We start from the raw sequence: 23,363 nt of genomic DNA on the forward strand, positions 1-23,363 counted from the left end.
GTCGCCTGCGGGCAAGGCGCGCTGGCGCCAGCCGCCGATCACGCGTTCGTCAATACGGCGTGATGCGCGCGTGAGCTAATTTAGCGATGTCGCATGACGACAGTTTCACCAGAAAGGGAGTTCTGAAATGTCTGAATTCAAGCTTTCCCGTCGTGACAGTCTGCGCAATATGGCCGTGCTCGGCATGGCTGGAGCTGCCATTGCCACCAGTGCAACGGTTCTTGCGACCAGCGCGGCTGAAGCCGCGCAACCGCATATGAGCAAGGCTCTGAATGATCTCCAGGCGGCGCTCAACCAGCTTCAGGCGGCTTTGCCCGACAAGGGCGGCCACCGCGTGAAGGCCATGGCGCTGGTGAAGGACGCGATCGACGAGACGACAAAGGGAATGGCCGTCGGCGCAATGTAATTCTGCACGGTCGGCGCTGCCTGCATGGTCGGGCGGCGCCGGTCGCCTCAGTCTTTACCGAACAGTTTTTTCAGCATGGCGGCCATCGGGCCGGTCTCGGGCAGCTTGGCGGGTGCTTGCTGTGACCGCGCCTGGCGGATGTGGCTCTGTTGTTTGGGGGCCTGCTTCGTCGCCGGCTTTTCCAACTCGGCTATCGCCTTGCCCTGGAGGGCAAGCGCTGCCTTGTTCATGAAGCCGGATTCATCGCCCTTGACGATCATGGCGGCGTTGTCGGCGACCGCATCGAGCAAAGGATCGAGCCATTCGCGGTCAGCCTTGTCGAAATCGCCCAGCACATGATGCTGGACCATCTCCTTGACGCCGGGATGGCCGACACCGATGCGCACGCGGCGATAGGCGTTGCCGACATGGCCGTCGATCGAGCGGATGCCGTTATGGCCGCCGGCGCCGCCGCCGGTCTTGATGCGCAGCTTGCCTTCGGCGAGATCGATCTCGTCATAGAAGACGGTGAGCGCCGAGAGGTCGAGCTTGTAGAAGCGCAGCGCTTCGCCGATCGACTGGCCGGACAGGTTCATGAAGGTCTGCGGCTTGATCAGGATGATCTTTTCGCCGCCGAGCGTGCCCTCGGCGATCAGGCCCTGGAATTTCTTCGACCAGGGCGAAAAGGAATGGCGGCGGGCGATAGCGTCCGCCGCCATGAAGCCGACATTGTGCCGGTTGTCAGCGTATTTCGCGCCCGGGTTGCCGAGGCCTGCAAAGACAAGCATCGTCTGCTCCGGGCGGGAAAGAGTTACTTCTCTTCGGCGGCAGGAGCCGCTTCAGGTGCAGCCACTTCAGCCGTCTCTTCCGTCTCCGGCTTCATTGCCGACGAGCCGGCAATGGTCGCGATGGTGAAGTCGCGATCGGAGATGACCGGCTTGACGCCGGCCGGCAGCTTGACCGCCGAGATGTGGATCGAATCGCCGATGTTGGCGCCGGTGAGATCGACGGTGATGAATTCCGGGATCGCATTGGCCGGGCAGTGGAACTCGACTTCGTGACGCACGATGTTGAGCACGCCGCCGCGCTTGATGCCGGGCGACTTGTCTTCATTGATGAAGTGGACAGGCACGTCGACATTGACTTCGGTGTCCTTGCCGATGCGCAGGAAGTCGACATGGACAGGGAAATCCTTGACCGGGTCGAGCTGGAAATCCTTCGGCAGGACCTGAATCTTCTTGCCGTCGACATCGATCGTGGCGATCGTGGTCAGAAACCCGCCGCCATGGATCTTGTAGAAAATGTCCTTGTAGGTGAGCGAGATAGCCAGGGGAGGCTGCTTGTCACCATAGATTACTGCAGGCACTTTACCGTTGCGGCGAACTGCACGGGCGGACCCCTTACCGACCTGTTCGCGCGCTTCGGCCTTGAGCTCGTAAGTATCGTGGCTCATGGCTTTTCCTTTCGCGTGTTATGGAGCGTTTGCGGAGGGCAGATTGCCTGGACCGTAAACGTCGAAAGCCGCCGGGTGAGGCGGCTTTCCGCCGCGTTGCCTCCAAGGGTGTCTACGCGGGTGGCGGCTCTATAGCGGAAGGCGGGCAGGCGTGCAAGCCATGGCGGGCAAGGGCCGTGGCTACCGGTCGCCGCTCAACGCGTCGCGCAGCGCCTGGATCTGCCGGTTCAGCGTATCGAGCGCGGCCAGCGTCATGCCAGAGCGCTCGATCAAGGTCTCGTTCAGGCAGTTGCACTGGACAAGCAGCGCACGCCCGGCTGATGTCAGGTCGACCTGTACCTGGCGCTCGTCGGTCAGGCTGCGCTGGCGGGTGACAAGGCCAGCCTGCTCCATGCGCTTGACCAGCGGCGTGATGGTGCTCGATTCCAGGGCGAGCCGGTGCGCGATGGTACCCACCGGCATGCCATCGGCCTCGGCAAGTGCATTGAGCACGAGATATTGCGGATAGGTGATGCCCATCTCGTCCAGCATCGGCTTGTAGGTGCGGTTGATTGCCATTGAAGTGGCGTAGAGCGTGAAACAGAGCTGGTTGTCCAACGGGAGAGGCACAACGCTTTCCTTTGCCGACTGAGCGTTTTTGATATGTACCACGAAAAATAATATCGCGATATATATTTTTGTAGACAGGGGTTTTGATCTGCGTTAGCCATATTGGTATCGCGATATTGATTGTCGCGAAAACAATCAATGGAGATTGAGATGACCAAGCCTGGCAGCAGCACGATCACCACCAAGGACGGAACCGAGATTTTCTACAAGGATTGGGGAACCGGTCAGCCCATCGTCTTCCATCATGGCTGGCCATTGAGCAGCGATGACTGGGACGCCCAGATGCTGTTCTTCCTGGGACAAGGCTACCGTGTCATTGCCCATGACCGGCGCGGCCATGGCCGTTCGACGCAGACGGATGTCGGCAACGAGATGGACACCTACGCCGCCGATGTGGCGGAACTTGCCGCGCATCTCGACCTCAAGAACGCCATCCATGTCGGCCATTCGACCGGCGGCGGCGAGGTGGCGCGCTACGTCGCCAAGTATGGTTCAGGCGGTCGTGTCGCCAAGGCCGTGCTGATCGGCGCGGTGCCGCCGATCATGCTGAAGACCGCGGCCAATCCGGGCGGCCTGCCGATCGAGGTGTTCGACGGTTTCCGCTCCGCCCAGGCCGCCAACCGCGCCCAGTTCTTCCACGATGTTGCTGCCGGTCCGTTCTACGGCTTCAACCGTCCCGGCGCCGAAGTCTCGCAGGCTGTCGTCGAGAATTGGTGGCGCCAGGGCATGATGGGCGGCACCAAGGCGCACTACGATTGCATCAAGGCCTTCTCGGAAACCGACTTCACCGAGGATCTGAAGGCAATCGACGTGCCGGTGCTGGTCCTGCATGGCGACGACGACCAGATCGTTCCCATCGCCGACTCGGCGCTGCTGTCGGTCAAGCTGCTCAAGAAGGGCGAACTCAAGGTCTACAAGGGTTTCCCGCACGGCATGGCGACAACTCATGCCGATGTCATCAACGCCGATCTGCTGGCCTTCTTCAAGGCATAAGGCTTTCCGTTGAACAGACAAACACCCGCCATCCGGCGGGTGTTTTCGTGTCCGGGGTTCAGGCGATGCTCAGGCCGCCGTCGATCAGCATTTCCGCGCCGACCATGAACGGGCATTCGTCCGAGGCCAGAAACACCACCGCGTTGGCGATTTCCTCGGCGGTTCCGAAACGGCCGGCGGGCACCAGGCCGACCACCGCTTTGGCGCGCGCCTTCGCCGCCTCCGGGTCCAGTCCGAGCTTGTCGTTGAGTGGCGTGTCGATGGGGCCGGGGCTGATCACGTTGGCGCGGATGCCGCGCCCTATCAGTTCGCCGGAGAGCGTCCGGGCGAGTGAAATCATGCCGGCCTTGGCCAGTGCATAGACGTGCGTTCCGGCCATTCCCATATGCGCGTTGACCGAGCCGCTGAGGATGATCGACGACGGGTTCGAAAACAGCGGAACGAGCGCCTTGACCAGGAAGTACGGCCCCTTGAGGTCGACATCGATGCTCCTGTCGAACGCCGCCTCGGTCCAGTCGCCAAGCGGGCGCAGATCGGCGATGCCGGCGTTGAGGAAGAGGGCGTCGAGCTTGCCGAAGGTCTCCCCGATCTGCCGTGCGATGTCGGCCTGGGCCGCGGCATCTCCAGCATCGGCGGCGATGACGAGCACATCGCCGCCCAGGACGTTGCGCGCCTCCTCGAGACGGCCCGGATTAGTGCCGGTGATGGCGACGCGTGCGCCTTCCTCGATAAAACGTCGCGCCGTCACCAGGCCAATGCCGCTGGTGCCGCCGGTGATCAACGCGGCCTTGCCTGTCAGTCTGGACATAGTGATTGCCTTTCCTCCACACTGCGCATGGGTCAGCGCTGGAATCCCACGATTTTCTAACAGGCTTTTCACCCGGCGTAAGGTGAAGCAATCGCGGGGGCGTGGCAGATGCCACGCCCCCGGTCAAATCGGGAAGATCAGTTAATTTTAGCTGATCGCTGCTTGCGCCTTCCGGGCTTCCTTCATGTTGGGCAGGAGCACGGTCAGCAGGCCCAGGAACGGCAAATACGAGCAGATCTGGAAGACAAAATCGATGCCCTTCATATCGGCGACGACGCCGAGCACGGCGGCTGCGATGCCACCCATGCCGAAGGCGAAGCCGAAGAAGATGCCGGCGATCATGCCGACACGCCCCGGCACCAGCTCCTGCGCGAAGACGACGATGTTGGAGAAGGCCGACGACAGGATCAGCCCGATCAGCACCGTCAGCACCATCGTCCATTCCAAATTGGCGTAGGGCAGCGCCAGCGTGAAGGGCAGCACGCCGACGATCGAGAACCAGATCATCGCCTTTTGTCCATAGCGGTCGCCGAACGGGCCGCCGAGCAGGATGCCCAGCGCCGAGGCACCGAGGAACAGGAACAGCATGATCTGCGACATCTGTACCGAAACGCCGAACTTATGGATGGAATAGAAGGTGTAGTAGCTGGCGAGGCTGGCGATGTAGGCGTTCTTGCTCAGCACCAGCAGGGTCAGCACGATCAAGGCATTCATCACCTTGCGGCGCGGGAAGGGTGACACGAAGCTTGCCGCCTTGCGATTGCCTTGCGCGGCGCGCAGCCGGCTGTACCAGCCGCCGACCTGCCACAGCACAATGATGCCGATCAGCGAGCCGACGGCAAACCAGGCGATGCTGGTCTGGCCGAAAGGCACGACGATGAAGGCAGCCAGCAGCGGCCCCATCGACTGGCCGAAATTGCCGCCGACCTGGAACAGCGACTGTGCCAGGCCGAACCGGCCGCCCGACGCGAAGCGGGCGATGCGCGAGGATTCCGGATGGAAGATCGCTGAGCCGATACCGATCAGCGAGGCGCCGATCAGCAGCAAATAGTAGTGCCCGGCATAGGCCAGCACGACCAGCCCGATCAGGGATGACGCCATGCCGTAGGGCAGCGAATAAGGCATCGGCCGCTTGTCGGTGACCATGCCGATGATCGGCTGCAGCAGCGATGCCGTGACCTGGAAGGTGAAGGTCAACAGGCCGATCTGCCAGAAATCGAGGCCGTAATTCTCTTTCAGAAGCGGGTAAATGGCCGATAGCAGCGACTGCATGATGTCGTTGATGGAATGGCAGAAGCTCACCGCCAGGATGACGGTGAAAGCCGTCGCCTGGGCTGAAGCGTGACTGGTGGTCGCCGCTGGCGCAACACCGGTTGCTGTCGTATCGGTCAAGGTCGGCTCCGTGGTCTTTTTGGCGGGCAATGCCCGCAGGCAAGATGGCGGACGCTCCAGCGGCCGCCTAAGGGACGGTTGCCTTATAAGCTGCTTGCGGCACGACTTCTTTCGTGGTTTGGTCCAATAGTTTCGCAAGTGGGCCATACAAGATGCCGCATGGCAGAGACATCTTTCGCGCCGGCAATGCCAATCTCGGCCAATTGCACGAGAGCCGCTGGCAGTGGCTGGAGCAAGTGGCCGGGCCGGCGGTGGCGTTGCCGACCGAATATCCGGACGGCTATCTCGTGCCGCAACACCGCCATAGCCGCAGCCAGCTGCTGCATGCGCTGGTCGGCGTCGTGCTGGTGACGACGCGGCACGGGCGCTGGATGGTGCCCCCAGACCATGCGATGTGGATTCCGGCTGGCACAGAGCATTCCGTCGAGATGCTGGGCGATGTCTCGATGCGCTCGGTCTATGTCATGCCAGGTGCTATTCCCGGCCTGCCGGAAGGCTTGCGCGTCGTCGGCGTCACCGAGCTGATGCACAGCCTGATCGTGGAATCGGAGAAGCTGCCGCAAGGCGGGGAGCTGGAAGGGCGCGGCGGGCTGATCATGAACCTTCTGCTGCACGAAATCCCGACCCTGCCGGAACGGCCGCTCGGACTGCCATTCCCGTCGGATCCGCGGCTGGCGATACTTTGCCGTCGCTTTGTCGCGGCACCTTCGCCGCATGCGACGATCGACGAATGGGCTGACGCGGCCGGCATGAGCCGCCGCTCCTTTACCCGCGCTTTCCAGCGCCAGACTGGCCTGTCGCTGTCGACATGGCGTCAGCAGGCCTGCCTGTTTGCAGCACTGCCAAGGCTCGCCGATGGCGAGCCGATCACCAGGGTGGCGCTCGATCTCGGCTACGACAGCGTGCCGGCCTTCATCACCATGTTCAAGCGCATGCTTGGCTCCTCGCCGCGCGGCTATATGCGCGGCGCGCGAGACAATGGCGAAGCCATGCGGCGGCTAAGCGGCCCGGCCCGGCTGGAGACCCCGGCGCCTTAAGGTTTCATCCGCAAGAGGCTCGCGCGGCCTTGCAGGGATGGCTTCATCGTCAGTGGGGAAGTGTGAAGCCGGCAGGCAGCCGCAGCCATATTGCCGGGGCGAGTAACATGCGCCCGGTCTATGTTATGCTGGGGCGATCCTTGGACTGCCGGAAGGGTTGCGCGTGTTAGGCGTTACCGAGCCCGCCACCTTACTTCAAACTTACCCTTGACGAGGAAGTGTTCGGAGTGCAAACTAAATGACATGAAAGCCGTTATTCTTCTAACTGCTGTCGCTGCCGTTGGACTACCATCGGCATCTGTGGACGTGACGGCAAAAAAAGCTAACGCTCCACAATACTTGGTGCAAGCTGTGAGTAACAAGTGCGCCACGCCTGCAGGGATTTGCCTAGTTGGCTTTCAGCCAATAGGATCTGCGTGTTTTTGCGGCCGGTTTGGCGGCGTCATCATCCCTTAGGATCTTTGTCAGACATCTGACTTTTTGGATCGACCGGGCACGCGGTGCCATGCGCGTCTGATGTGACGTTGGTCATCCTGACGACAACTTTGTTCTTCGCAGTTGAAGTCCCTTCGCTTGTCCACACTTCTAAGGGAAGTGAACTGGATCCTGACGCATCAATAGATGATGGCGCGTCTACAGAGTTAAAATGAGCCACTATCCCCTGCATATTCGGCAGAACAATAATACGGTCGGCCAACTGCGAGCCCAATGTAACGGATGAACTTCTCCAAAGGCGAAACCCAGGAATGAGAATACTACCTTCTTGGCAAGCGGATAATTGTGTCTGGTCCATAAATGCGTCAAGGATCTTTGGGCCTCTCTGAGATTGCTCCCCTGCAACAAATTGATCAAACGCTTCGTAGTCAGGCGGGAGTTGAATTGTCATAGAAAAGTCTTTCATTGGCTGCTCGCGCGATTGCCTGTCAAGCCAGCCAACAGACACATGAAGCTTTAACTCGTTCGTCCATGCGGGCACAGAAACTAAGGCTAACTCTGATTTCTGTACGGCTGTACCTTGCAACCCATCGAACACCCAGCCGAATGCAACGTCATTTTCCCTGCTTGACGACTCCGAAGTATCGTCCGAACGCTCGGTTCCGCCGTCTCCATAGCCAACTAGCGATGTCTCACTTCGCGTATCGCGACGACTCTCAACTACCTTAATCCAGGTGTTTGGAAGGGAAGGGGATATTCCTGACGAGGCAGCATCGGCTCCGTGTTCAGTGTCGTTCATCACCGCTACTGACTCTGTTTTAGGGAAGAGCGCATAGACATAGGCGTCGGTCTTGCTGATCTTCTCGACAAAGTTGAAAAATCCCGACTGAAGAGTCAGTATGCGTAATCTTCTCTCGCATCGATCTTCCGATGGTTGGCAACTTTCAAGAAGTTTTCCTTTATTAGTCATGTATGAAATGAGATCACTGCTAATTGGGTAGTGAAAACGGACGTTATATGCCAAACTTGCGTCGCTTCCTCTTCCAAACAACGCGACAATCCATTTTTCATCATTTACGCCAGAATCTTCGTAGGACGTAGCCGCCCACGACGGTATAACTTTATCTATCTTAGGGAAGAGATATAAGGAATCCGTAACTGTGTAGACGGCAAAATGTAACCTTGGACTGTCACAAGTGAGGCCCCCAAACCGCTGAATTTGGATTAGGTCAGACCAGGGCTCAGGTATCGGGAGCAGCACGCCTTGGCCGCTTTCGGCAGCTGCATCAAGTTCGTGCGGATCGAGGTATATTCCCAATACGGACGCCAAAACATCAGTGGTCACTCTGTTTGACTGGGCGCGCAGGTTATCGGCGGAGCAATCGCCAGCGGATATCAGTTTACCTGCAGTCTCATAGCGCCTGTAGTAATTGTTTAATCTTTCATAAATGCTATCCAGCCAGTTCTGATACAGAAGCGCCGATTGTCGAATTTCCGGAGATAAACTCTCGTCAAAGCGCCCCGATTTCCCGTCTAGATAGAGTTTCATGACCTTTGGCAGTGGCTCACCAGGCTCAGATGCAAGAAACGGTTCCGTCAAGTGAATAGAAACCCGCACGAACGCACGCTTATTTGTGTTCTGCCCCGGAATAACGGTCGAATCGAATTTTAATCCATAAATAGAGTTTCCAGTTAAATCGTGCCGATCATCTAGCATATTCTCCAATATGAGAGCTCTTATCTTGTCTCGTATCCCTGCTCGGATAGAGAATTCCTGATCATACGGCAAAATCAACTGAGTCTTTTCTGTGTCAATCGGACTTGCAGGATCCGGCAACTTATCCGCACCAACGGAAAGGTGCATTCGATTGGAAGTGACCCCTGTGACTAGACTGTTTGACAAATCGAGTAATTTCAACTGGGCCCTATACCAATAATCCTGATCGTACCTATCGTTTACCAGCCGTTCGCGCGTATAAACCTCTGGACTTCCTACATAAATCGCTCCTCGGGTTTCGAACGGATAAAACGGGGCGAAACGAAAAGACAAGAGCACAAGAACAATTACCGTGAGTAACAGCCATAGTCCCCGCAATATTGGGAGCCCGCCCTGTACCCACGAGGTGATAACTAATACCTTGCCTTTCATCCTGCCAAAGAGATCGCTCATTGTGGCGTGCACTTGTTTTGGTGGGCACTGACCTCCACGCCATTCTTATAACAAACAGTGAAAAATGCCGTTCCGCTGGAGCACTGGCTTGCGGTACGAACTTCGACCGTGCACTCCGTGTCTATCGGTAGTATCATTGTTGGGGTAACAGGGTGCGTAATGGGCGCCAGAAGCAGTATAGTTGCCGACAAGATGGATGTCAGAAACGGCTTCCAAGCGCAGCGCATAGCCTCACCAAATCCGAGATGTAGCAATAATAGCCTAACCGCAATACAAAGAGTTGGCTAGCGTTTTTTGTTGGAGTTGTCCCTGCTGGAGCTGCTTACACTTAAACTTGGCTGCCGTGACAAAGGGGGTTCGGGCGAGAGCCAAATAAGCCTTTTGAATCAACCAAGTTGATTCAACCTGCTGCCAGCCGGGTACGCTGGACTAGGCTGTTTCGATGTGGTGCGCCGGCGGGTGCGGTGGTGGTATTCAAAGTTTGATCTGTCATGTCGGACAGGTATCACCGACCAAACGCGGATCAAGATCAACACCCAAGGCGCGATCTGCGCGGTGGCGCCAGGTTGCTGGTTCTGCCCTAGGCCTTGAGCCTAACCTCAAGGCCGTCAGCAATTGATGGATCCGCAAGGCCGAAATTGCTTAGTCGATGCCAGACACGATCAAGGTAAAGCCTTCCAGTCCTAGTCGAACAGGCTCGACACCGATTCCTCGGTCGCGGTGCGCGAGATGGCTTCGCCCATCAGGTCGGCGATCGAGATGACGCGGATGTTCGGGGCGTCGAGCACGCCTTGCGTCGGCTGGATGGAATCGGTGATCACCAGTTCCTGCAGCTTTGAGCCGCTGATGCGGGCGACCGCGCCGCCCGACAGCACGCCATGGGTGATATAGGCGGTGACGCTGGTGGCGCCATTGGCCAGCAGCGCATCGGCGGCGTTGCACAGCGTGCCGCCGGAATCGACGATGTCGTCGATCAGCAGGCAATCCTTGCCGGCGACCGCGCCGATGATGTTCATGACTTCCGATTCGCCTGGGCGCTCACGGCGCTTGTCGACGATGGCGAGCTGCGCGTCGAAGCGCTTGGCCAGCGCACGGGCACGGACCACGCCGCCGATGTCGGGTGATACGACAACCACGTTGCCGAGCTGCTTGTATTTCGCCTTCACGTCGCGCGCCATCACCGGCACCGAAAACAGATTGTCGGTCGGGATATCGAAAAAGCCCTGGATCTGGCCGGCATGGAGGTCGAGCGTCAGAACGCGGTCAACGCCGGCGCGGGTGATCATGTTGGCGACCAGCTTGGCCGAGATCGGCGTGCGGCCAGACGCCCGGCGATCCTGCCTCGCATAGCCGAAATAGGGGATGACCGCCGTGATGCGCTTGGCCGAGGAGCGCATGAAGGCGTCGATCATGATGAGCAGTTCCATCAGGTGATCGTTGGTCGGGAACGAGGTCGACTGCAGGATGAAGACATCCTCGCCACGCACGTTTTCCTGGATCTCGACGAAGATTTCCTGGTCGGCGAAGCGCCTGACACTGGCCTTTCCCAAGGGGACATTGAGATAACGGGCGACCGCTTCGGCCAGCACTCTGTTGGAATTGCCCGCGAAGAGTTTCATGCACCGTTCCTGGTGGAGGATAGCGAGACCTGGCGGACTCGCCTGCGCCCTTTAACCGGGCTTTTAGCGGCCCGCGCCGGTATTGCAAGTGCTCAGATGGGGAATCCGCCGGCTAACACAGGGAAAGCCAGGCACCATCACCGGCTTGCAACACTTACTAGCTGGCCTTGCCGCCGAGAAACGCCGCGAACTGGTCGATGGTCTGGTCGGCGATCGCCTGCATGGTGGCTGGTGAGACCCCCTTCCAGCTGTCTGCGCTCCCGCTGGCGGAATTGACCGAAGGCGCCTTCAACTGGCCGTTGATGCGGTGGAGGCGATTGCCCGAGGGGTCGTAGACGTCCCAGACATAGATGACGGTGGTGTCCTTGCCTTCCGTAAGCGCCGAGAAATAGCCCTTCAGCACATGGGTCGCGGTCTGGTCCTGACTGCCGGCAAGCGTGATGCCGCGCTGCTTGGCGCGCGTCTGCAGTTCCGCCGTCAGCGGCGTGGCAGCTTCCACCGAAGCGCCGACGATCGGTGCGATCTGCAGCCGGGTCTTGGCGAGGATGGCGGCGGTCTGGGCAGGCGTGGCCGGTGTGGTGGTGGTTGCGCCGGCCGTGGTGGTGGCCGCTGGGGCGGCGGGCGACGGGACCGTGGCCGCACTGCTCTGGGCGGTCGGCGTTGCCGGCCCCGAAGTCGCCGGCGGGGTGATGGCGGAAGGTTCGAGAACGTCCTTTGTGTTGGTGCAGGCGGCAAGAGCCAATGCCACAAGCAATGACACGGTCGTCACATGCGATCGTCTCATTTGCCTTCTAACTCCTTGGCGAAGAACGCCTCCCATTATGGATTCACTGTACGATCAAGTCGAGATCATGGCGGGACAGCGGCTTCGGCTGGGATTCGGTGGTCAGGTAGGTGCGGCCGAGCGTCATTGCCGTCTCGGTCTCGGAATCCATGATGATCATATGGGCAAACAGCGTCATGTTGGGCGCGATCGGTTCCGGGTTGCCCTGATAGAACATCGGCATGTCCATCCAGGACGGCGTGAAGCGGGCGCCGACCGAGTAGCCGCAGGCGTTGAGCCGGTGCTTGGTCAGGCCGTGCGCCTCCATGGTGCGGGCGTGGGCGTCGAAGACATCGCCGAAGCTATTGCCCGGCATCATCGCCTTTTCGACAGCGAGAAGGGCGGCGCGGGCGGCGTCGAACAGTTCCTGATGGCGCTTCGACACCTTGCCGGTCAGCACCGTGCGCATCATTGGCGCGTGATAGTGGTTGAAGACGCCGGCCCATTCGAGCGTCAACTGGTCGTTCTTGGTGAGCTTGCGGCGGCCGGCCTTGTAGCGGCAGAGCAGCGCGTCGACGCCGGAGCCGATGATGAACTCGTTGGCCGGATAGTCGCCGCCGCCGGCAAAGACCGCGCCCTGCATGGCAGCCAGGATCAGCGCTTCGTCGCCGCCTTGCTTGATCAGCGGCAAGGCCGCGTCCAGCGCGTCGTCGGAGAGATTGGCGGCTTTCTCGGCCTTGGCGATCTCGGCCGGGCTCTTGAACAGGCGCAGCCGGCCGACGATGCCGGACGCATCGGCGATCTGGCCGAAAGTCTGCAGCTGCTCGTCCAGCCGCCGGCCATTATAGGCGGTCAGCCCGTGCGTGTCGTATTCGACGCCGATGCGGGCGCCGAGCAGGTTGAGATCGTTGAGCAGATTGCGCAGGTCGACCGCCGGGTTGGCGCCATTGCGGTCGGTCCACAAGACGATGTTGTCGATGATCGAGGTGTGGCGGGCCTGGCGCAGGTCGGCCGAGCGGGTGAGCAGGACCATCGAACCGTCGGCCTTCACCACCAGGCACTGGAAGAAACAGAAGCCGAACGTGTCGTAGCCGGTCAGCCAGTACATGCTTTCCTGCGCGAACAGCAGGATGGCGTCGAGCTTCTTCTCGGCCATCTCGATCATCAGCCGGTCGCGCCGCGCGTCAAATTCCGATCGTTCAAAATGCAGCGCCATTATTCACTCTCCAAAACGATGGCCGAAACCTGCCGGCCGTAATCGGGCTCCTTGCGGTGCGTGGTGCGCCGGTAGGAGTAAAACAAATCTTCCTCGGCATAGGTGCAGCGGCCGAGGCCCTCGGCGGTCACGCCGGCCCTGGCCAGCCGGTCGACCGTGTAGCTGACGAGGTCGAACATGGCATGGCCGGCTTTGGCCGAGGGTGCGAAATAGCGGATGTTTTCAGCGTCGGCCGCGACGAAACGAGCGAGGAATTCCGGCCCGACCTCGTAATTGTCAGGGCCGATCGAGGGGCCGAGCACGGCAATTATGTTTTCGCGGCGGGCGCCCAGGCTTTCCATGGCGGCGATGGTGTTTTCCAGCACGCCCGTGAAGGCGCCTTTCCAGCCGGCGTGCGCCGCGCCAATGATGCGCGCCCCGGCATCGGCGAACAGCACCGGGCCGCAATCGGCGGTCGAGGCGCCGATGGCAATGCCCGGGCGGTCGGTGACGACGGCGTCGGCCTTGGGGCGTTCGCCGGCGAAGGCTTCCCGGGCTATGATGACGTCGGGGGAATGGATTTGCCAGGCGGTCAACAGATGGCTCGCCGGCACGCCCATCCAGGCGGCGACGCGGGCGCGGTTCTCGGCGACCAGCGTCTGGTCGTCATCCGATCCGGTGCCGATGTTGAGGCCCTGGTAGATACCGGTCGAGACGCCACCGGTGCGGGTGAAATAGCCGTGGCGGATGCCATGTGCCTGCGCCTTGTCCAGCAGCGGCGACCGAACGGGATCCGGTTTGGTCTGATTGAGCATGCGGGCGTTGTTGTCCGTGTGGGCGGTTTCGTCAAGAAAAAGCGGCCGGCGGTCGGGCCGCTCTTTTATCGGACGGGAGATTGGGAGGGGCAGCGGTGAAAAGTCAATCCGCCGTGGCAAAAGGACGGATGGTCACACCGCGCGGCACGGCGGCAAGCACCTTGAACAGTTCGCCCATCGCTTGGGGGGCGGCGAGGCGTTCGACGGCATCGGCGATCGTGTCGCGAGCCGCCTGGCCGGCATCGGCGCCAAGCCGCCCGGCGCGCTCGAGAATGCCCATGCCGAGCAGGAAATTACCCTGCGTCGACAGATGGGCATCGAGGCCCTGCGCGCGCACGATCGCGGCAAGGGCAGCGAAATCGACATGCGAGGTGAGGTCGGCTTCGCCGGGATTGGCCAGGACATCTTCGTGATTGTGCCGGCGCAAGGCCTGCAGCGTGTCGCCAACACCCGGCTGCAGATAGCCATAGTCGAGGAACAGCCCGGCGCCACTGTTGCGGACTATCCGCTCGGCGATAGCCGCCATCAGCGCGGCGCGGGCCGGCGCGACCTCGACGATCGCGCCTTGCGGCGCTTCAGCCGCGCCGACAGGCAGCAGCGTCGGGTCGACCGAGCCGGCGCCGGCGAAGAAGCAAAGGGCGTCCTGGTCGTCCAGCCCGACCATGCGCTCGCGCCAGCCGGCGTCGGCGCGGACGTATTGGCGGATCGGCACAGCGTCGAACAGTTCGTTGCCGACGATCAGCAGCGGCTGATGAGGCAAGGTCTCGATGGTCTCGTGCCAGCCAATCGCCAGGGGTGTCGCGCCAAGCGTCTGTTTCTGGATCTCGGTCAGGCGTGGGCTGGTCTCGATCAGGGCGTAGGCAGCACCGTTGGCCAGCGCCGGATCGAGCCGCGACAGGGTGCGCAGCATATCCTTCATCAGCGTGCCGCGGCCGGGGCCGATCTCGGCGATGGTGACCGGCATCGGCCGGCCGATCGCTGCCCAGGCCTCGTAAAGCCAGACGGCGACGAGTTCGCCAAACATCTGGCTGATCTCCGGCGCGGTGATGAAGTCGCCGGCAGCGCCGAACGGCTCGCGCGTCGTGTAGTAGCCGTCCGCCGGGTCGAACAGGCAGAGCGCCATGTATTCGTTGACGGGAAGGGGACCCAGCGCCTCGATCAGGTCGACGATGCGGGTCCTCAGCCGCGTCATGTCGCCTGTGGCTGGGGTTGCGGCACCGGCTTGGCTGTCGCCATCGCCCAGATGCCGGCCAGCACCATCGGCGTCGACAGGATCATGCCCATGGTCAGCCAGTTGGTGCCGAGGAGGTAGCCGAGCTGCTGGTCGGGTTCGCGGAAGAACTCGACGAAGATGCGCGACAGGCCGTAGCCGCAGATGAAGGCGCCGCCGACGAAGCGCGGCGTTTTCAGCTTGAGGCGCGAATGGGTGAGGATGCGCAGCACGAGGAACAGCACGATGCCTTCGAGGAAGGCTTCGTAAAGTTGGCTGGGATGGCGGGTGAACGGTCCGCCATTGGGGAACTCAATTCCCCAGGGCATATCGGTCGGCCGGCCCCACAGCTCGGAATTGATGAAGTTGGCGACGCGCACCAGGCCGAGCCCGACCGGCACGCCGGCGGCCACGACATCGAACAACGACCAGGTGCGGATGCCGCGTTTGATCGAAAACAGTGTCATGGCCAGGATGACGCCGAGCAGGCCGCCATGGAACGACATGCCGCCTTGCCAGACGGCGAAGATGTCGAGCGGGTGGGCGATGTAACGCGCCAGGTCGTAGAACAGGATGTAGCCGGTGCGGCCGCCCAGCACGACGCCGATCGCCGCCCAGACGATGAAATCGTCGAGGTCCTCAGGCTTCATCGGCAGGATGCCGTCGGGCCACCGTTTTGGATTGGCGGCAAGCCGCTTGGCATACCACCAGGCAAACAGGATGCCGACGATATAGCCGATGCCATACCAGTGCACCGCCAGCGGCCCGATCTGGATCAGGATCGGGTTGATCTGGGGAAAGGGCAGCGAGGCCAGCGGCAGCAGGAAATATTCGTTCAACGGGGAGCTCTCGGTTGCGGTGGCGTTCGGGCGCGGACCATGCGGCAGGGTTTTGGCAGGGTCAAGGCAAGGTGGTGGCCGTCAAGTGTCGCGACGGATCACCTTTTGCAAGCCATCGCGCCGTGGGTGGTGAGCTCAACCCTTGGCGGTCAACAGCTGCCGCAACGCGTCGTTGATCCTGTCCTGCCAGCCTGGGCCATCTTCCTGGAAATGGTCGAGCACCGCCCGATCGATCCGGATCGAGACAAGCTCGCGGACATTCGGCGCGGTCGAAGGTTCGCGAATTGGCGCTGCCGGTTTCTTGACCGGCTTGAAGGCCGCTTCGGCGGCTGCCATCGGATTTGTCGGTCGGCGCGGGGGCGTTGCCATTGGTTGATCCTCTGGAGGTGACTATGCTTGGAGCATGTCGCGATGAAAACGCCACAATAGGCGACGTGGCGCTATCCCGTATAGAAGCAGACGCGAAAGTTCAGCAGTCATGGGGGCCTACTTAGGCGATTTCACCGCCAATGCCTTGTACTTGGCTTCCAGCCGGCCAAACACATCTTCGGCTGGTTTGACCCGCCCTGCGTCGGCATCGCTGATGCCTTGGGCAAGCGCCGCGTCGACTGCGGCAAGGCGCCGGTCCAAATCCGTGTTGATAGCCACAGGAGACTCCCGTCGAACTGTTCTTGATCTGATGGTACCAGCTATTGGGCTGTCAGTTCAGGCAAATCGCTTCGACTTGATGCCGCACCAGCCCTCAACGTTCTTGCATTCGGCGCCCAGCGCCATTACGTCATTTCGAGCAAGCGAGGATTTGCCATGTCGACCGGACCGAACCGCATTCTCGATGAATTCGCCAAGCTGATGACCGATGCCGCCGGTGCCGCACAGGGCGTGCGCCGTGAGGTGGAGACCGCTGTCAAGGGCCAGGCGGAGCGCATCCTCAATTCGATGGATGTGGTGCAGCGCGAGGAATTCGAGGCCGCGCGTGAGATGGCCGCCAAGGCCCGCGACGAGAACAGCAAGCTTGCCGCCCGCATCGAGGCACTAGAAGCCAAGCTCGCCGAACTCACCGGTGATGCCGCACCGGCGGCGGCGGCGAAGCCCCGCGCAAAAAAATAATCGTTAAACTTTTCCACATAGTGCGAGCCTGAAAATCGCTTTGCCGTGAATCGCTTAACGGCATTGCATGAATCTTTGTGACAGCGCCTTTCCACATGCGAATGACGCAGTGCGAAAAATTGGGCTGTTCACGCGACTCCCGATCAATAGACTGAATTTGTTGCATGATTCGGAGCAGGGTCATGTAGCCGGGCGGTGGGGTCCGGTCTGGGGTCTTTGCGTCGAGAAGTAGTCTTTAGCGCGAAGAAAGTCCTGGCCGTCCGAGTTCTAGGTCAGATTGTTCGTCGTGTGTGCCCCGCGGAGCGTGAGGCGCTCCCCCTGAACACAGGAAGCATTCCATGGAACTTCTCGAACTCGAATACTCCCGCGAAATCCATCCGGTGGATGTTATCGAGCAGGTGGCCCACAACAATGACTGGTCCTTCGAACGGGCCGGCGATGACGAAATCTCGATCTCGGTTGCCGGCAGCTGGACCGATTATCATGTCTCCTTCTCCTGGATGGAGGATTTCGAGGCGCTGCATCTGGCCTGTGCCTTCGACATCAAGGTGCCGGAGACCCGCGCGCTGGAAGTGATGCGGCTGTTGTCGCTGATCAACGAACAGATGCTGTTTGGCCATTTCGACCTCTGGGAGCAGGAGGGCGCGATCATGTTCCGCCAGTCGCTGCTGCTGGCCGGCGGGGTCGAACCCTCGAGCCAGCAGGTCGAGGTGCTGTTGTCCTCGGCGCTCGAAGCTTGCGAATGCTATTTCCAGGCGTTCCAGTTCGTCGTCTGGTCGGGAACCTCGGCCAAGGACGCGCTGGCTGGCGTGCTGTTCGAGACCTACGGCAACGCCTGAGCCAGCAAGGCAGAGACATGAGTTCGAGCAGCGAGCGCAAGCCCGAGATCAGTTTTGCCGATTTCGATCGTGTCGACATCCGCGCCGGCACGATCGTCGAGGCCGAACCATTCCCGGAAGCGCGCAAGCCGGCCTTCAAGCTGAAGATCGATTTCGGGTCTGACATCGGGGTGAAGAAATCGTCGGCGCAGATCACCAAATATTATACGCCCGAGACGCTGATCGGCCGGCAGGTGTTCGCGGTGGTCAATTTCCCGCCGCGCCAGATCGGGCCGTTCATGTCGGAAGTGCTGACGCTGGGCTTTCCCGACGAGGAGGGCGCCGTGGTGCTGGGCGCGATAGAGCGCAAGGTGCCGGACGGCGGCAGGTTGTTTTAGCCTTCGTCATCCTCGGGTCTGCGCGCCGGCTTCGCCGACGCTCCGCCCGTGGATGACGAAGGAGGGAGGCTCGCCATCCTGCGCGCCAGGCCTTAGGCAGCCAGCTTCCGCGTCCTGCCGAGCGCTTCCTCGACACAGTCAAGAAACATCTCCGCACAAGCCTTCCAGCTGTAGCGCATGGCGCGTTCGCGGGCCTCGGCGCGGTCGACCTTGAGGGCGGCAAGCGAGGCCTCGCGCAAGTCGGTCGAGACCGCGCCGCCAATGCCGTCGCCGACAATGTCGATCGGCCCGGTCACCGGATAGGCGGCGACCGGCGTGCCGCTGGCCAGCGCTTCGATGATGACGTTGCCGAACGTGTCGGTGCGGCTGGGAAAGACGAAGACGTCGGCCGAGGCATAGATCTCGGCCAGTTCGTCATTGGGACGGTGGCCGAGGAAATGCGCCTTCGGGTACTTTGCCTTCAGCCTGGCAAGCTCCGGTCCCTCGCCGACGATTACCTTGCTGCCGGGCAGGTCGAGGTTGAGGAAGGCAGAGAGGTTCTTTTCGATGGCGACGCGGCCGACGCAGAGGAAGACCGGGCCGGGGAAGCCGAGGTCCTTGCGCTTGTCGGGACGGAAATGCTCGGTGTCGACACCACGCGTCCACGGCCGCAGCTTGTTGAAGCCGCGTGCTGAAAGATCATCGGCGAGCGACTGGGTGGCGACCAGCGTGCCCTGGCCGGAATTGTGGAAATCGCGCAGCCAGCGATAGGCCCAGCTCTCCGGCACCGGCAGGCGGGCGCTCAGATATTCGGGAAAGCGCGTGTGATAGCTGGTGGTGAACGGCCGGCCGGCATTGCGGCAATAGCGCCGCGCCATGATGCCGAGCGGACCCTCGGTGACGATGTGGATGTGGTCGGCCTTGTAGGCATCGATCAGCCGCGCGACATGGCCGGGCGTGGTCAGCGCCAGCCTGATGTCGGGGTAGGTCGGCAGGGGCAGCGTGCGAAAGATGTTCGGAGTCAGGAAATCCACCGCAACGTCGAAGGATTTCAGTGTCTCGGTGAGCCGCTCCAGCGTGTGGACGACGCCGTTGACTTGCGGGCGCCAGGCGTCGGTGACCATCACTATGCGCATGGCGGCCCTTTGCTGGAAAGGTCGACGGTTGCCTTGAAACGATGCCGGAACGGCGACCAGCCTGCTGCCCTCGCTTCGCTCCAACGCACCCGGGTGGGCACGGGGTCGAAGTGAGGCGGCAAGGACGAATCAACTGTGGTCGCGCGCTTCATGCGCGCTCTTGACCATGGTTTCATGACGGGCGGATGAAGCCCGTCTTTCTGCCGATTTATGCCGGAACCTTGATGACGGCGCGCAGGCCGCCGAGCGGGCCGTCGTCGAGGCTGATGTCGCCGCCATGGCTGCGGGCGATGTCGCGGGCAATTGAGAGGCCGAGGCCGGTGCCGCTGGCGTCGAGGTTGCGGGCCTCGTCGAGCCGCACGAAAGGTTTGAACACGTCCTCGCGCCTGTCGACCGGAATGCCTGGACCATCGTCGTCGACGGTGACCACGAGCGAGCCGCGGCCGTGATTGGCGCTGACCTCCACCGTCTTGGCATAGCGGAAGGCGTTGCCGATGACGTTGGACAACAACCGCGCGAACGCGACCGGCCTGACATGCACGGTCGGATCGCCGGAAAGCGTCGTCGACAGCTTGCATTTGCGCAAGGCAGCTTCTTCGCCGAGCTTTTGGAAATAGGCTTCGAGATCGAAACGCCCCGGGTCCTCCGAGGCTTCGCCGCGGGCAAAGGCGAGATAGCCTTCCAGCATCGACTGCATGTCATCGATGTCCTGGTTGAGTGCGGCCTTGGTCTCGGTCTTGCCGCCGGCCAGCGCCAGCTGCAGCTTGAAACGGGTGAGGATGGTTCTCAGATCATGGCTGACGCCGGTCAGCATGGCGGTGCGCTGGTCGATCTGGCGCTCGATACGCTCGCGCATCTGGATGAAGGCGAAGCCGGCGCGGCGGACTTCCTCGGCGCCGCGCGGGCGAAAATCGCGCGGCATCGGCCTTCCTTTGCCGAAGCTTTCGGCAGCCTCGGCAAGCGTCAGGATCGGCCGGATCTGGTTGCGCAGGAAGGGGATGGCGATCATCAGCAGCACCAGCGAGGTGCCGACCATCCAGATCAGGAAGATGTGGGTGTTCGAGGCATAGGCCTGGCTGCGGCGCACGAAGACGCGCAGCACCTTGTTCTCAAGCTGGACGCGCACTTCGACGATGTTGGAATTGCCGACCGTGTCGATCCAGAACGGGCGGTTGATCTGGCGGGTGATCTCGGCCGAGAGAACATCGTCGAGGATCGAGAAGAACGGTTTTGGACCGGGCGGCGGCAAAGGATCCGGCGGCAGCAGATCGACCTTCAGCTGCATCCGGTCCTGCGCGATGCGGATGATGTTGGCGTAATCGGCGTCGTGCGGGTAGGTCTCGATCAGATCGATGATGGCGGCGATGTCGCGAACGGTGGCCTGCGACAGGCGCTGCGTCACCGTTGCCCAATGGCGCTCCATGAAGACGAAGGCGACGACCGATTGCAAAAGGATCATCGGCGCGATGACGATGATCAGCGAGCGCGCATAGAGGCGCTTGGGCATGTAAAGCGAAACGAGGCGCCAGAACCGGTTCCAGATACGCGGCACCGCCTTGAGCGTTCGCGTGGCGCGTGCACTCAAGCCGTCAGGTCCCGGCCCTTCCAGTTCCGTCGTCGCCATTGGCTCATTTCATTTCGTCGGCGGCACTAGCGGCACTAGATGGAGCATGATCTCTGTACAAACGAAAGCCGTTTGTCCGCGAAAACCGGTTCCCACTTTTCGGGATCATGCTCTAGCGCCGCGTCCGATACTCTATTCCACACTGAGCCGTTCTGGAACAGCCGTGGCTGTTCAAGTAGTTAGGCTGTCAAACCCTAGATTCTTTGTCATTGATAACAAAGGTTTTTTTCCCAAATTGTCAAACCTGATAGGCTCACGTGGTTGACACTCTGAGGCCCGATCGCCGAAGAGATGTTGAAGCTCATATAGGATATTGCGTCGATCTCAAAAAGGCCTGGTCACACCGTTGGATGGTTCCATGTCCCGTGTGTGCGAAGGCTCGGATCTCAGACGAGAAGATCTTGCGATGGCGATGGCGAGAGCCAGCTCACGGGCAATTCAGATTAGGTTCCGACCGCTTTGCGCCTAAATGACGACGTTCAATTCGTGTGCCTCCTGACCCGAAAGCCGACATTCATTTGTCTCCGGTAGCCCAGGTTGGCGGCTTCGCAAGGTGGAGTGTGGATCTGAGCAGATATCCCCGAAAATCATCCTTTCATGGCATCCCGAGACAAACGGCTCGGATGCCTGAGGTTTGTCGGCGTGATGCCGGTATGTTGACGGAACACACGGCTGAAATGCCCGGCATTGCCGAACCCGCACCTGAAGGCAATCTCACCGATCTGCAAATCGCTGGCTTCCAGCAGCGACTTTGCATAGTGCACCCGCAATGCGAGATAGGCGGCCATCGGGCTGATGCCCAACTCGACACCGAAGAGCCGCTCCAGCTGGCGTCTTGAGCAATTCAATCTGGTTCCGATCTCGGTGACAGACACCTTCTCCTGCAGATTACTCTCCATCAACAGCAAGGCCCGCTTCACCGCACGGCTCGAGGCTTCGGGAAACAGATCGCCAACCGGTTGCACGTCCCGGCTGTTTCGGATCCGATCAAGGACAAGGATCTTGGCGGCTTTTTCCGCCGCCTTCTGACCGATGAATTTCGACACGAAATAGCCGGCCAGGTCAGCCGCACCCGTGCCTCCGGCGCATGTCGAGCGGTTGCGGTCGACGGAAAACAAACTGTCCGCATGAGCGTTCACGTCGGGGAACAATGCCCGGAAATCCTTGATGTGAAACCAGTTGACGGCAGCACTGTAACCGTCCAGCAATCCGTACCGCGCCAGCACGAAACTGCCTGTGCAAAGTGCGGTCAGCGGGACGCCTTTCTCGGCGGCCCGCAGCAGGAACGCCTCCTTGTCCGAACTCAGGCCGCGGTTGGTGTCCAGCAGGCCACCGACCACAACGACATTGTCGAAATCCTCGGGGTGCCCAACCTCTTTTGTAGGCAGCAACTCGACGCCACAGCTGGCCCTGATAGGCAGACCGCGCTCTCCGATGACCTGCCAGTCAAATTCTACGCGACGGCTCCGATCGCCTTCATCACCCGCAAGGCGCAGCGTGTCGATGAAAAGAGACAGCGGTGACAGCGTGAAGTCGCGGACGAGAAGGAATGCAAACTTCTTGGACATAGGTTCAGCTATCCGCGATCAATTTCAGCAAAGGCCAAAACTATATGTTTGGGCGCCTGTATGCACAGGGAACTCCGGCGGGACTTATAGCCCATCAACGCGAGGCCTTGTCGGAAAGTCATGAACAGCCGACTTCCAGAGACATATAAATTGTGTACCAGGATAATACAATCCATTGACTTACCTAAGGCAGCATGCGATTCATCGCACGATGAACAGCAGGCGAAAAACAGTCTGGGAGGTGCTCGGTGAAGGGTAACAAGGGCAGTCTCTACGACGATCTGAAGCGCCGAATTCTGACCATGGAACTCGATCCCGACGAGGATCTGGATGAAGTCAGTCTAAGCGAGCGCTACGGCTTGTCGCGGACGCCGGTCCGGGAAATCTTCAGACGACTGGAGGGGGAGGGCTACGTCGATATTCGCACCAACAGGGGCGCCCGCGTTATCCCGATGAACCACTCGACGCTGCGGCATTTCTTCCTGGTCGCGCCTATGATCTACGCCGCCATAGGCAGGCTGGCGGCACAGAATTTCAAGCCCGCGCAACTCTCCGACTTGAAGGACACACAGGAGCGGTTTCGCGCAGCGAGTGTGTCGGGCGATGCACTGTCGATGGTGCTCGAAAATAACAGGTTTCACGAGATCATCGGCGAGATGTCGGGCAATGCCTACCTGCAGCCAAGTCTAGGCAGGTTGCTTATCGACCATGCTCGTATCGGCCACACCTTCTTCCGCCCGCGCAATGACGACATGCGGCAGCGGCTACAAATGGCAGTTGAGCACCATGACGGCTTCATCTCAGCCATCGGCGCTCAAGAGGAGGATACGGTCGTCGACCTCGTCTTCGAGCATTGGGAGTTGTCGCGCGAAAATATGGAGATGTTCATAGCGCCCCCAGGAATGAAAGCGGACGCTCTCGTTGGCGCCTCCTGAAGCCGCCGCTCTCGACGTTCCCGCAAAACTCCAGAGAACTCATATCACGACCGCAGCATTGACCGCCTGACGCTA

Annotated in this window: 24 protein-coding genes; 7 read left to right on the forward strand and 17 right to left on the reverse strand. The window is 60.7% G+C overall.

Annotated elements, in window-relative coordinates:
• Positions 1-127: 127 nt before the first annotated feature.
• Positions 128-406 carry a hypothetical protein gene (locus A3A9_RS0109090; protein ID WP_033838443.1) on the forward strand — a complete coding sequence of 93 codons (279 nt, stop codon included), beginning with the start codon at positions 128-130 and terminating at the stop codon, positions 404-406.
• A 47-nt stretch (positions 407-453) separates the two neighbouring features.
• Here the strand turns inward: A3A9_RS0109090 and pth are convergent, their stop codons facing one another.
• The 3 genes from pth to A3A9_RS0109105 all read right to left on the reverse strand — a co-directional run bounded on the left by pth (position 454) and on the right by A3A9_RS0109105 (position 2,447).
• Positions 454-1,173 carry an aminoacyl-tRNA hydrolase gene (gene pth / locus A3A9_RS0109095; protein ID WP_027058514.1) on the reverse strand — a complete coding sequence of 240 codons (720 nt, stop codon included), beginning with the start codon at positions 1,171-1,173 and terminating at the stop codon, positions 454-456.
• 23 nt (positions 1,174-1,196) lie between these two features.
• Entirely contained in the window at positions 1,197-1,838 is a 642-nt protein-coding gene (locus A3A9_RS0109100; protein WP_027058515.1) for a 50S ribosomal protein L25/general stress protein Ctc, read from the reverse strand.
• A gap of 180 nt (positions 1,839-2,018) precedes the next feature.
• Positions 2,019-2,447 (reverse strand): MarR family winged helix-turn-helix transcriptional regulator, encoded by a 429-nt coding sequence (locus tag A3A9_RS0109105; protein WP_027058516.1) that lies wholly within the window; start codon positions 2,445-2,447, stop codon positions 2,019-2,021.
• Positions 2,448-2,597: 150 nt separating this feature from the next.
• Here A3A9_RS0109105 and A3A9_RS0109110 point away from each other — a divergent pair, with 150 nt between their 5' ends.
• Complete coding sequence (locus A3A9_RS0109110) at positions 2,598-3,440, forward strand: alpha/beta fold hydrolase (protein WP_027058517.1); 843 nt, start codon at positions 2,598-2,600, stop codon at positions 3,438-3,440.
• Between the two features lie 58 nt (positions 3,441-3,498).
• Here the strand turns inward: A3A9_RS0109110 and A3A9_RS0109115 are convergent, their stop codons facing one another.
• A complete protein-coding gene (locus A3A9_RS0109115) occupies positions 3,499-4,248 on the reverse strand; it encodes an SDR family oxidoreductase (protein WP_027058518.1) in 750 nt (249 codons plus the stop codon).
• A 147-nt stretch (positions 4,249-4,395) separates the two neighbouring features.
• The gene (locus A3A9_RS0109120) at positions 4,396-5,640 is read right to left on the reverse strand and encodes an MFS transporter (protein WP_033838456.1); all 1,245 of its coding nucleotides are present in this window, start codon (positions 5,638-5,640) and stop codon (positions 4,396-4,398) included.
• Positions 5,641-5,792: 152 nt separating this feature from the next.
• Between A3A9_RS0109120 and A3A9_RS0109125 the strand changes: the two genes are divergently transcribed.
• Positions 5,793-6,677, forward strand: coding sequence for an AraC family transcriptional regulator (locus A3A9_RS0109125; RefSeq protein ID WP_027058520.1), 885 nt, complete (start codon positions 5,793-5,795; stop codon positions 6,675-6,677).
• Positions 6,678-7,122: 445 nt separating this feature from the next.
• On the opposite strand, the gene A3A9_RS43900 is transcribed toward A3A9_RS0109125, so the two are convergent.
• The 9 genes from A3A9_RS43900 to A3A9_RS43905 all read right to left on the reverse strand — a co-directional run bounded on the left by A3A9_RS43900 (position 7,123) and on the right by A3A9_RS43905 (position 16,371).
• Entirely contained in the window at positions 7,123-9,282 is a 2,160-nt protein-coding gene (locus tag A3A9_RS43900; protein ID WP_152536092.1) for a hypothetical protein, read from the reverse strand.
• Between the two features lie 683 nt (positions 9,283-9,965).
• The gene (locus A3A9_RS0109130; RefSeq protein WP_015316090.1) at positions 9,966-10,901 is read right to left on the reverse strand and encodes a ribose-phosphate pyrophosphokinase; all 936 of its coding nucleotides are present in this window, start codon (positions 10,899-10,901) and stop codon (positions 9,966-9,968) included.
• Positions 10,902-11,058: 157 nt separating this feature from the next.
• On the reverse strand, positions 11,059-11,685 hold the full coding sequence (locus A3A9_RS0109135) for a hypothetical protein (protein WP_027058521.1): 627 nt from the start codon (positions 11,683-11,685) through the stop codon (positions 11,059-11,061).
• Positions 11,686-11,728: 43 nt separating this feature from the next.
• Entirely contained in the window at positions 11,729-12,880 is a 1,152-nt protein-coding gene (locus A3A9_RS0109140) for a M24 family metallopeptidase (protein WP_027058522.1), read from the reverse strand.
• Positions 12,880-13,674, reverse strand: coding sequence for a peptidoglycan editing factor PgeF (pgeF, locus tag A3A9_RS0109145; RefSeq protein WP_027058523.1), 795 nt, complete (start codon positions 13,672-13,674; stop codon positions 12,880-12,882). The genes A3A9_RS0109140 and pgeF overlap by 1 nt, the downstream gene beginning before the upstream one ends.
• 103 nt (positions 13,675-13,777) lie before the next feature.
• Entirely contained in the window at positions 13,778-14,866 is a 1,089-nt protein-coding gene (locus A3A9_RS0109150; RefSeq protein ID WP_027058524.1) for a class I SAM-dependent methyltransferase, read from the reverse strand.
• Entirely contained in the window at positions 14,863-15,723 is an 861-nt protein-coding gene (gene lgt, locus A3A9_RS0109155) for a prolipoprotein diacylglyceryl transferase (RefSeq protein WP_027058525.1), read from the reverse strand. The genes A3A9_RS0109150 and lgt overlap by 4 nt, the downstream gene beginning before the upstream one ends.
• Before the next feature lie 135 nt (positions 15,724-15,858).
• Complete coding sequence (locus A3A9_RS0109160) at positions 15,859-16,092, reverse strand: BrnA antitoxin family protein (protein ID WP_027058526.1); 234 nt, start codon at positions 16,090-16,092, stop codon at positions 15,859-15,861.
• A gap of 117 nt (positions 16,093-16,209) precedes the next feature.
• The gene (locus A3A9_RS43905) at positions 16,210-16,371 is read right to left on the reverse strand and encodes a hypothetical protein (protein WP_202596360.1); all 162 of its coding nucleotides are present in this window, start codon (positions 16,369-16,371) and stop codon (positions 16,210-16,212) included.
• 156 nt (positions 16,372-16,527) lie between these two features.
• On the opposite strand from A3A9_RS43905, the gene A3A9_RS0109170 reads away from it, so the two are divergent.
• The 3 genes from A3A9_RS0109170 (at position 16,528) to A3A9_RS0109180 (ending at position 18,046) form a co-directional block, all read left to right on the forward strand.
• Entirely contained in the window at positions 16,528-16,830 is a 303-nt protein-coding gene (locus tag A3A9_RS0109170; RefSeq protein WP_027058527.1) for an accessory factor UbiK family protein, read from the forward strand.
• 338 nt (positions 16,831-17,168) lie between these two features.
• Positions 17,169-17,669: a YbjN domain-containing protein gene (locus A3A9_RS0109175; RefSeq protein WP_027030631.1), complete on the forward strand. Its 501-nt coding sequence runs from the start codon at positions 17,169-17,171 to the stop codon at positions 17,667-17,669.
• A gap of 17 nt (positions 17,670-17,686) precedes the next feature.
• A complete protein-coding gene (locus A3A9_RS0109180) occupies positions 17,687-18,046 on the forward strand; it encodes a tRNA-binding protein (RefSeq protein WP_027058528.1) in 360 nt (119 codons plus the stop codon).
• Between the two features lie 92 nt (positions 18,047-18,138).
• On the opposite strand, the gene A3A9_RS0109185 is transcribed toward A3A9_RS0109180, so the two are convergent.
• From A3A9_RS0109185 to A3A9_RS38490, 3 genes are all read right to left on the reverse strand, one after another.
• A complete protein-coding gene (locus A3A9_RS0109185) occupies positions 18,139-19,161 on the reverse strand; it encodes a glycosyltransferase family 4 protein (RefSeq protein ID WP_027058529.1) in 1,023 nt (340 codons plus the stop codon).
• Positions 19,162-19,369: 208 nt separating this feature from the next.
• The gene (locus tag A3A9_RS0109190; RefSeq protein WP_027058530.1) at positions 19,370-20,785 is read right to left on the reverse strand and encodes an ATP-binding protein; all 1,416 of its coding nucleotides are present in this window, start codon (positions 20,783-20,785) and stop codon (positions 19,370-19,372) included.
• A 587-nt stretch (positions 20,786-21,372) separates the two neighbouring features.
• Complete coding sequence (locus A3A9_RS38490) at positions 21,373-22,353, reverse strand: GlxA family transcriptional regulator (RefSeq protein WP_051370825.1); 981 nt, start codon at positions 22,351-22,353, stop codon at positions 21,373-21,375.
• A gap of 248 nt (positions 22,354-22,601) precedes the next feature.
• On the opposite strand from A3A9_RS38490, the gene A3A9_RS0109200 reads away from it, so the two are divergent.
• Entirely contained in the window at positions 22,602-23,288 is a 687-nt protein-coding gene (locus A3A9_RS0109200) for a GntR family transcriptional regulator (RefSeq protein WP_027058531.1), read from the forward strand.
• The last annotated feature ends 75 nt before the right edge of the window (positions 23,289-23,363 follow it).

Origin of the sequence: Mesorhizobium loti CJ3sym (assembly GCF_000472785.1) — a bacterium.
In the GTDB taxonomy this organism is placed as follows: Bacteria; Pseudomonadota; Alphaproteobacteria; order Rhizobiales; family Rhizobiaceae; genus Mesorhizobium; species Mesorhizobium loti_E.

Bases quoted from the DNA above. Each gene is read 5' to 3' on its own strand.
- A3A9_RS0109185 (WP_027058529.1), bottom strand. From the start codon at position 19,161: ATGCGCATAGTGATGGTCACCGACGCCTGGCGCCCGCAAGTCAACGGC.
- A3A9_RS0109140 (WP_027058522.1), bottom strand. From the start codon at position 12,880: ATGGCGCTGCATTTTGAACGATCGGAATTTGACGCGCGGCGCGACCGG.
- A3A9_RS0109190 (WP_027058530.1), bottom strand. From the start codon at position 20,785: ATGGCGACGACGGAACTGGAAGGGCCGGGACCTGACGGCTTGAGTGCA.
- pgeF (WP_027058523.1), bottom strand. From the start codon at position 13,674: ATGCTCAATCAGACCAAACCGGATCCCGTTCGGTCGCCGCTGCTGGAC.
- A3A9_RS43900 (WP_152536092.1), bottom strand. From the start codon at position 9,282: ATGAGCGATCTCTTTGGCAGGATGAAAGGCAAGGTATTAGTTATCACC.
- A3A9_RS0109175 (WP_027030631.1), top strand. From the start codon at position 17,169: ATGGAACTTCTCGAACTCGAATACTCCCGCGAAATCCATCCGGTGGAT.
- A3A9_RS0109180 (WP_027058528.1), top strand. From the start codon at position 17,687: ATGAGTTCGAGCAGCGAGCGCAAGCCCGAGATCAGTTTTGCCGATTTC.
- A3A9_RS38490 (WP_051370825.1), bottom strand. From the start codon at position 22,353: ATGTCCAAGAAGTTTGCATTCCTTCTCGTCCGCGACTTCACGCTGTCA.
- A3A9_RS0109130 (WP_015316090.1), bottom strand. From the start codon at position 10,901: ATGAAACTCTTCGCGGGCAATTCCAACAGAGTGCTGGCCGAAGCGGTC.
- A3A9_RS0109090 (WP_033838443.1), top strand. From the start codon at position 128: ATGTCTGAATTCAAGCTTTCCCGTCGTGACAGTCTGCGCAATATGGCC.
- A3A9_RS0109100 (WP_027058515.1), bottom strand. From the start codon at position 1,838: ATGAGCCACGATACTTACGAGCTCAAGGCCGAAGCGCGCGAACAGGTC.
- A3A9_RS0109160 (WP_027058526.1), bottom strand. From the start codon at position 16,092: ATGGCAACGCCCCCGCGCCGACCGACAAATCCGATGGCAGCCGCCGAA.
- A3A9_RS0109125 (WP_027058520.1), top strand. From the start codon at position 5,793: ATGCCGCATGGCAGAGACATCTTTCGCGCCGGCAATGCCAATCTCGGC.
- A3A9_RS0109135 (WP_027058521.1), bottom strand. From the start codon at position 11,685: ATGAGACGATCGCATGTGACGACCGTGTCATTGCTTGTGGCATTGGCT.
- A3A9_RS0109150 (WP_027058524.1), bottom strand. From the start codon at position 14,866: ATGACGCGGCTGAGGACCCGCATCGTCGACCTGATCGAGGCGCTGGGT.
- A3A9_RS0109170 (WP_027058527.1), top strand. From the start codon at position 16,528: ATGTCGACCGGACCGAACCGCATTCTCGATGAATTCGCCAAGCTGATG.
- A3A9_RS0109115 (WP_027058518.1), bottom strand. From the start codon at position 4,248: ATGTCCAGACTGACAGGCAAGGCCGCGTTGATCACCGGCGGCACCAGC.
- pth (WP_027058514.1), bottom strand. From the start codon at position 1,173: ATGCTTGTCTTTGCAGGCCTCGGCAACCCGGGCGCGAAATACGCTGAC.
- A3A9_RS0109110 (WP_027058517.1), top strand. From the start codon at position 2,598: ATGACCAAGCCTGGCAGCAGCACGATCACCACCAAGGACGGAACCGAG.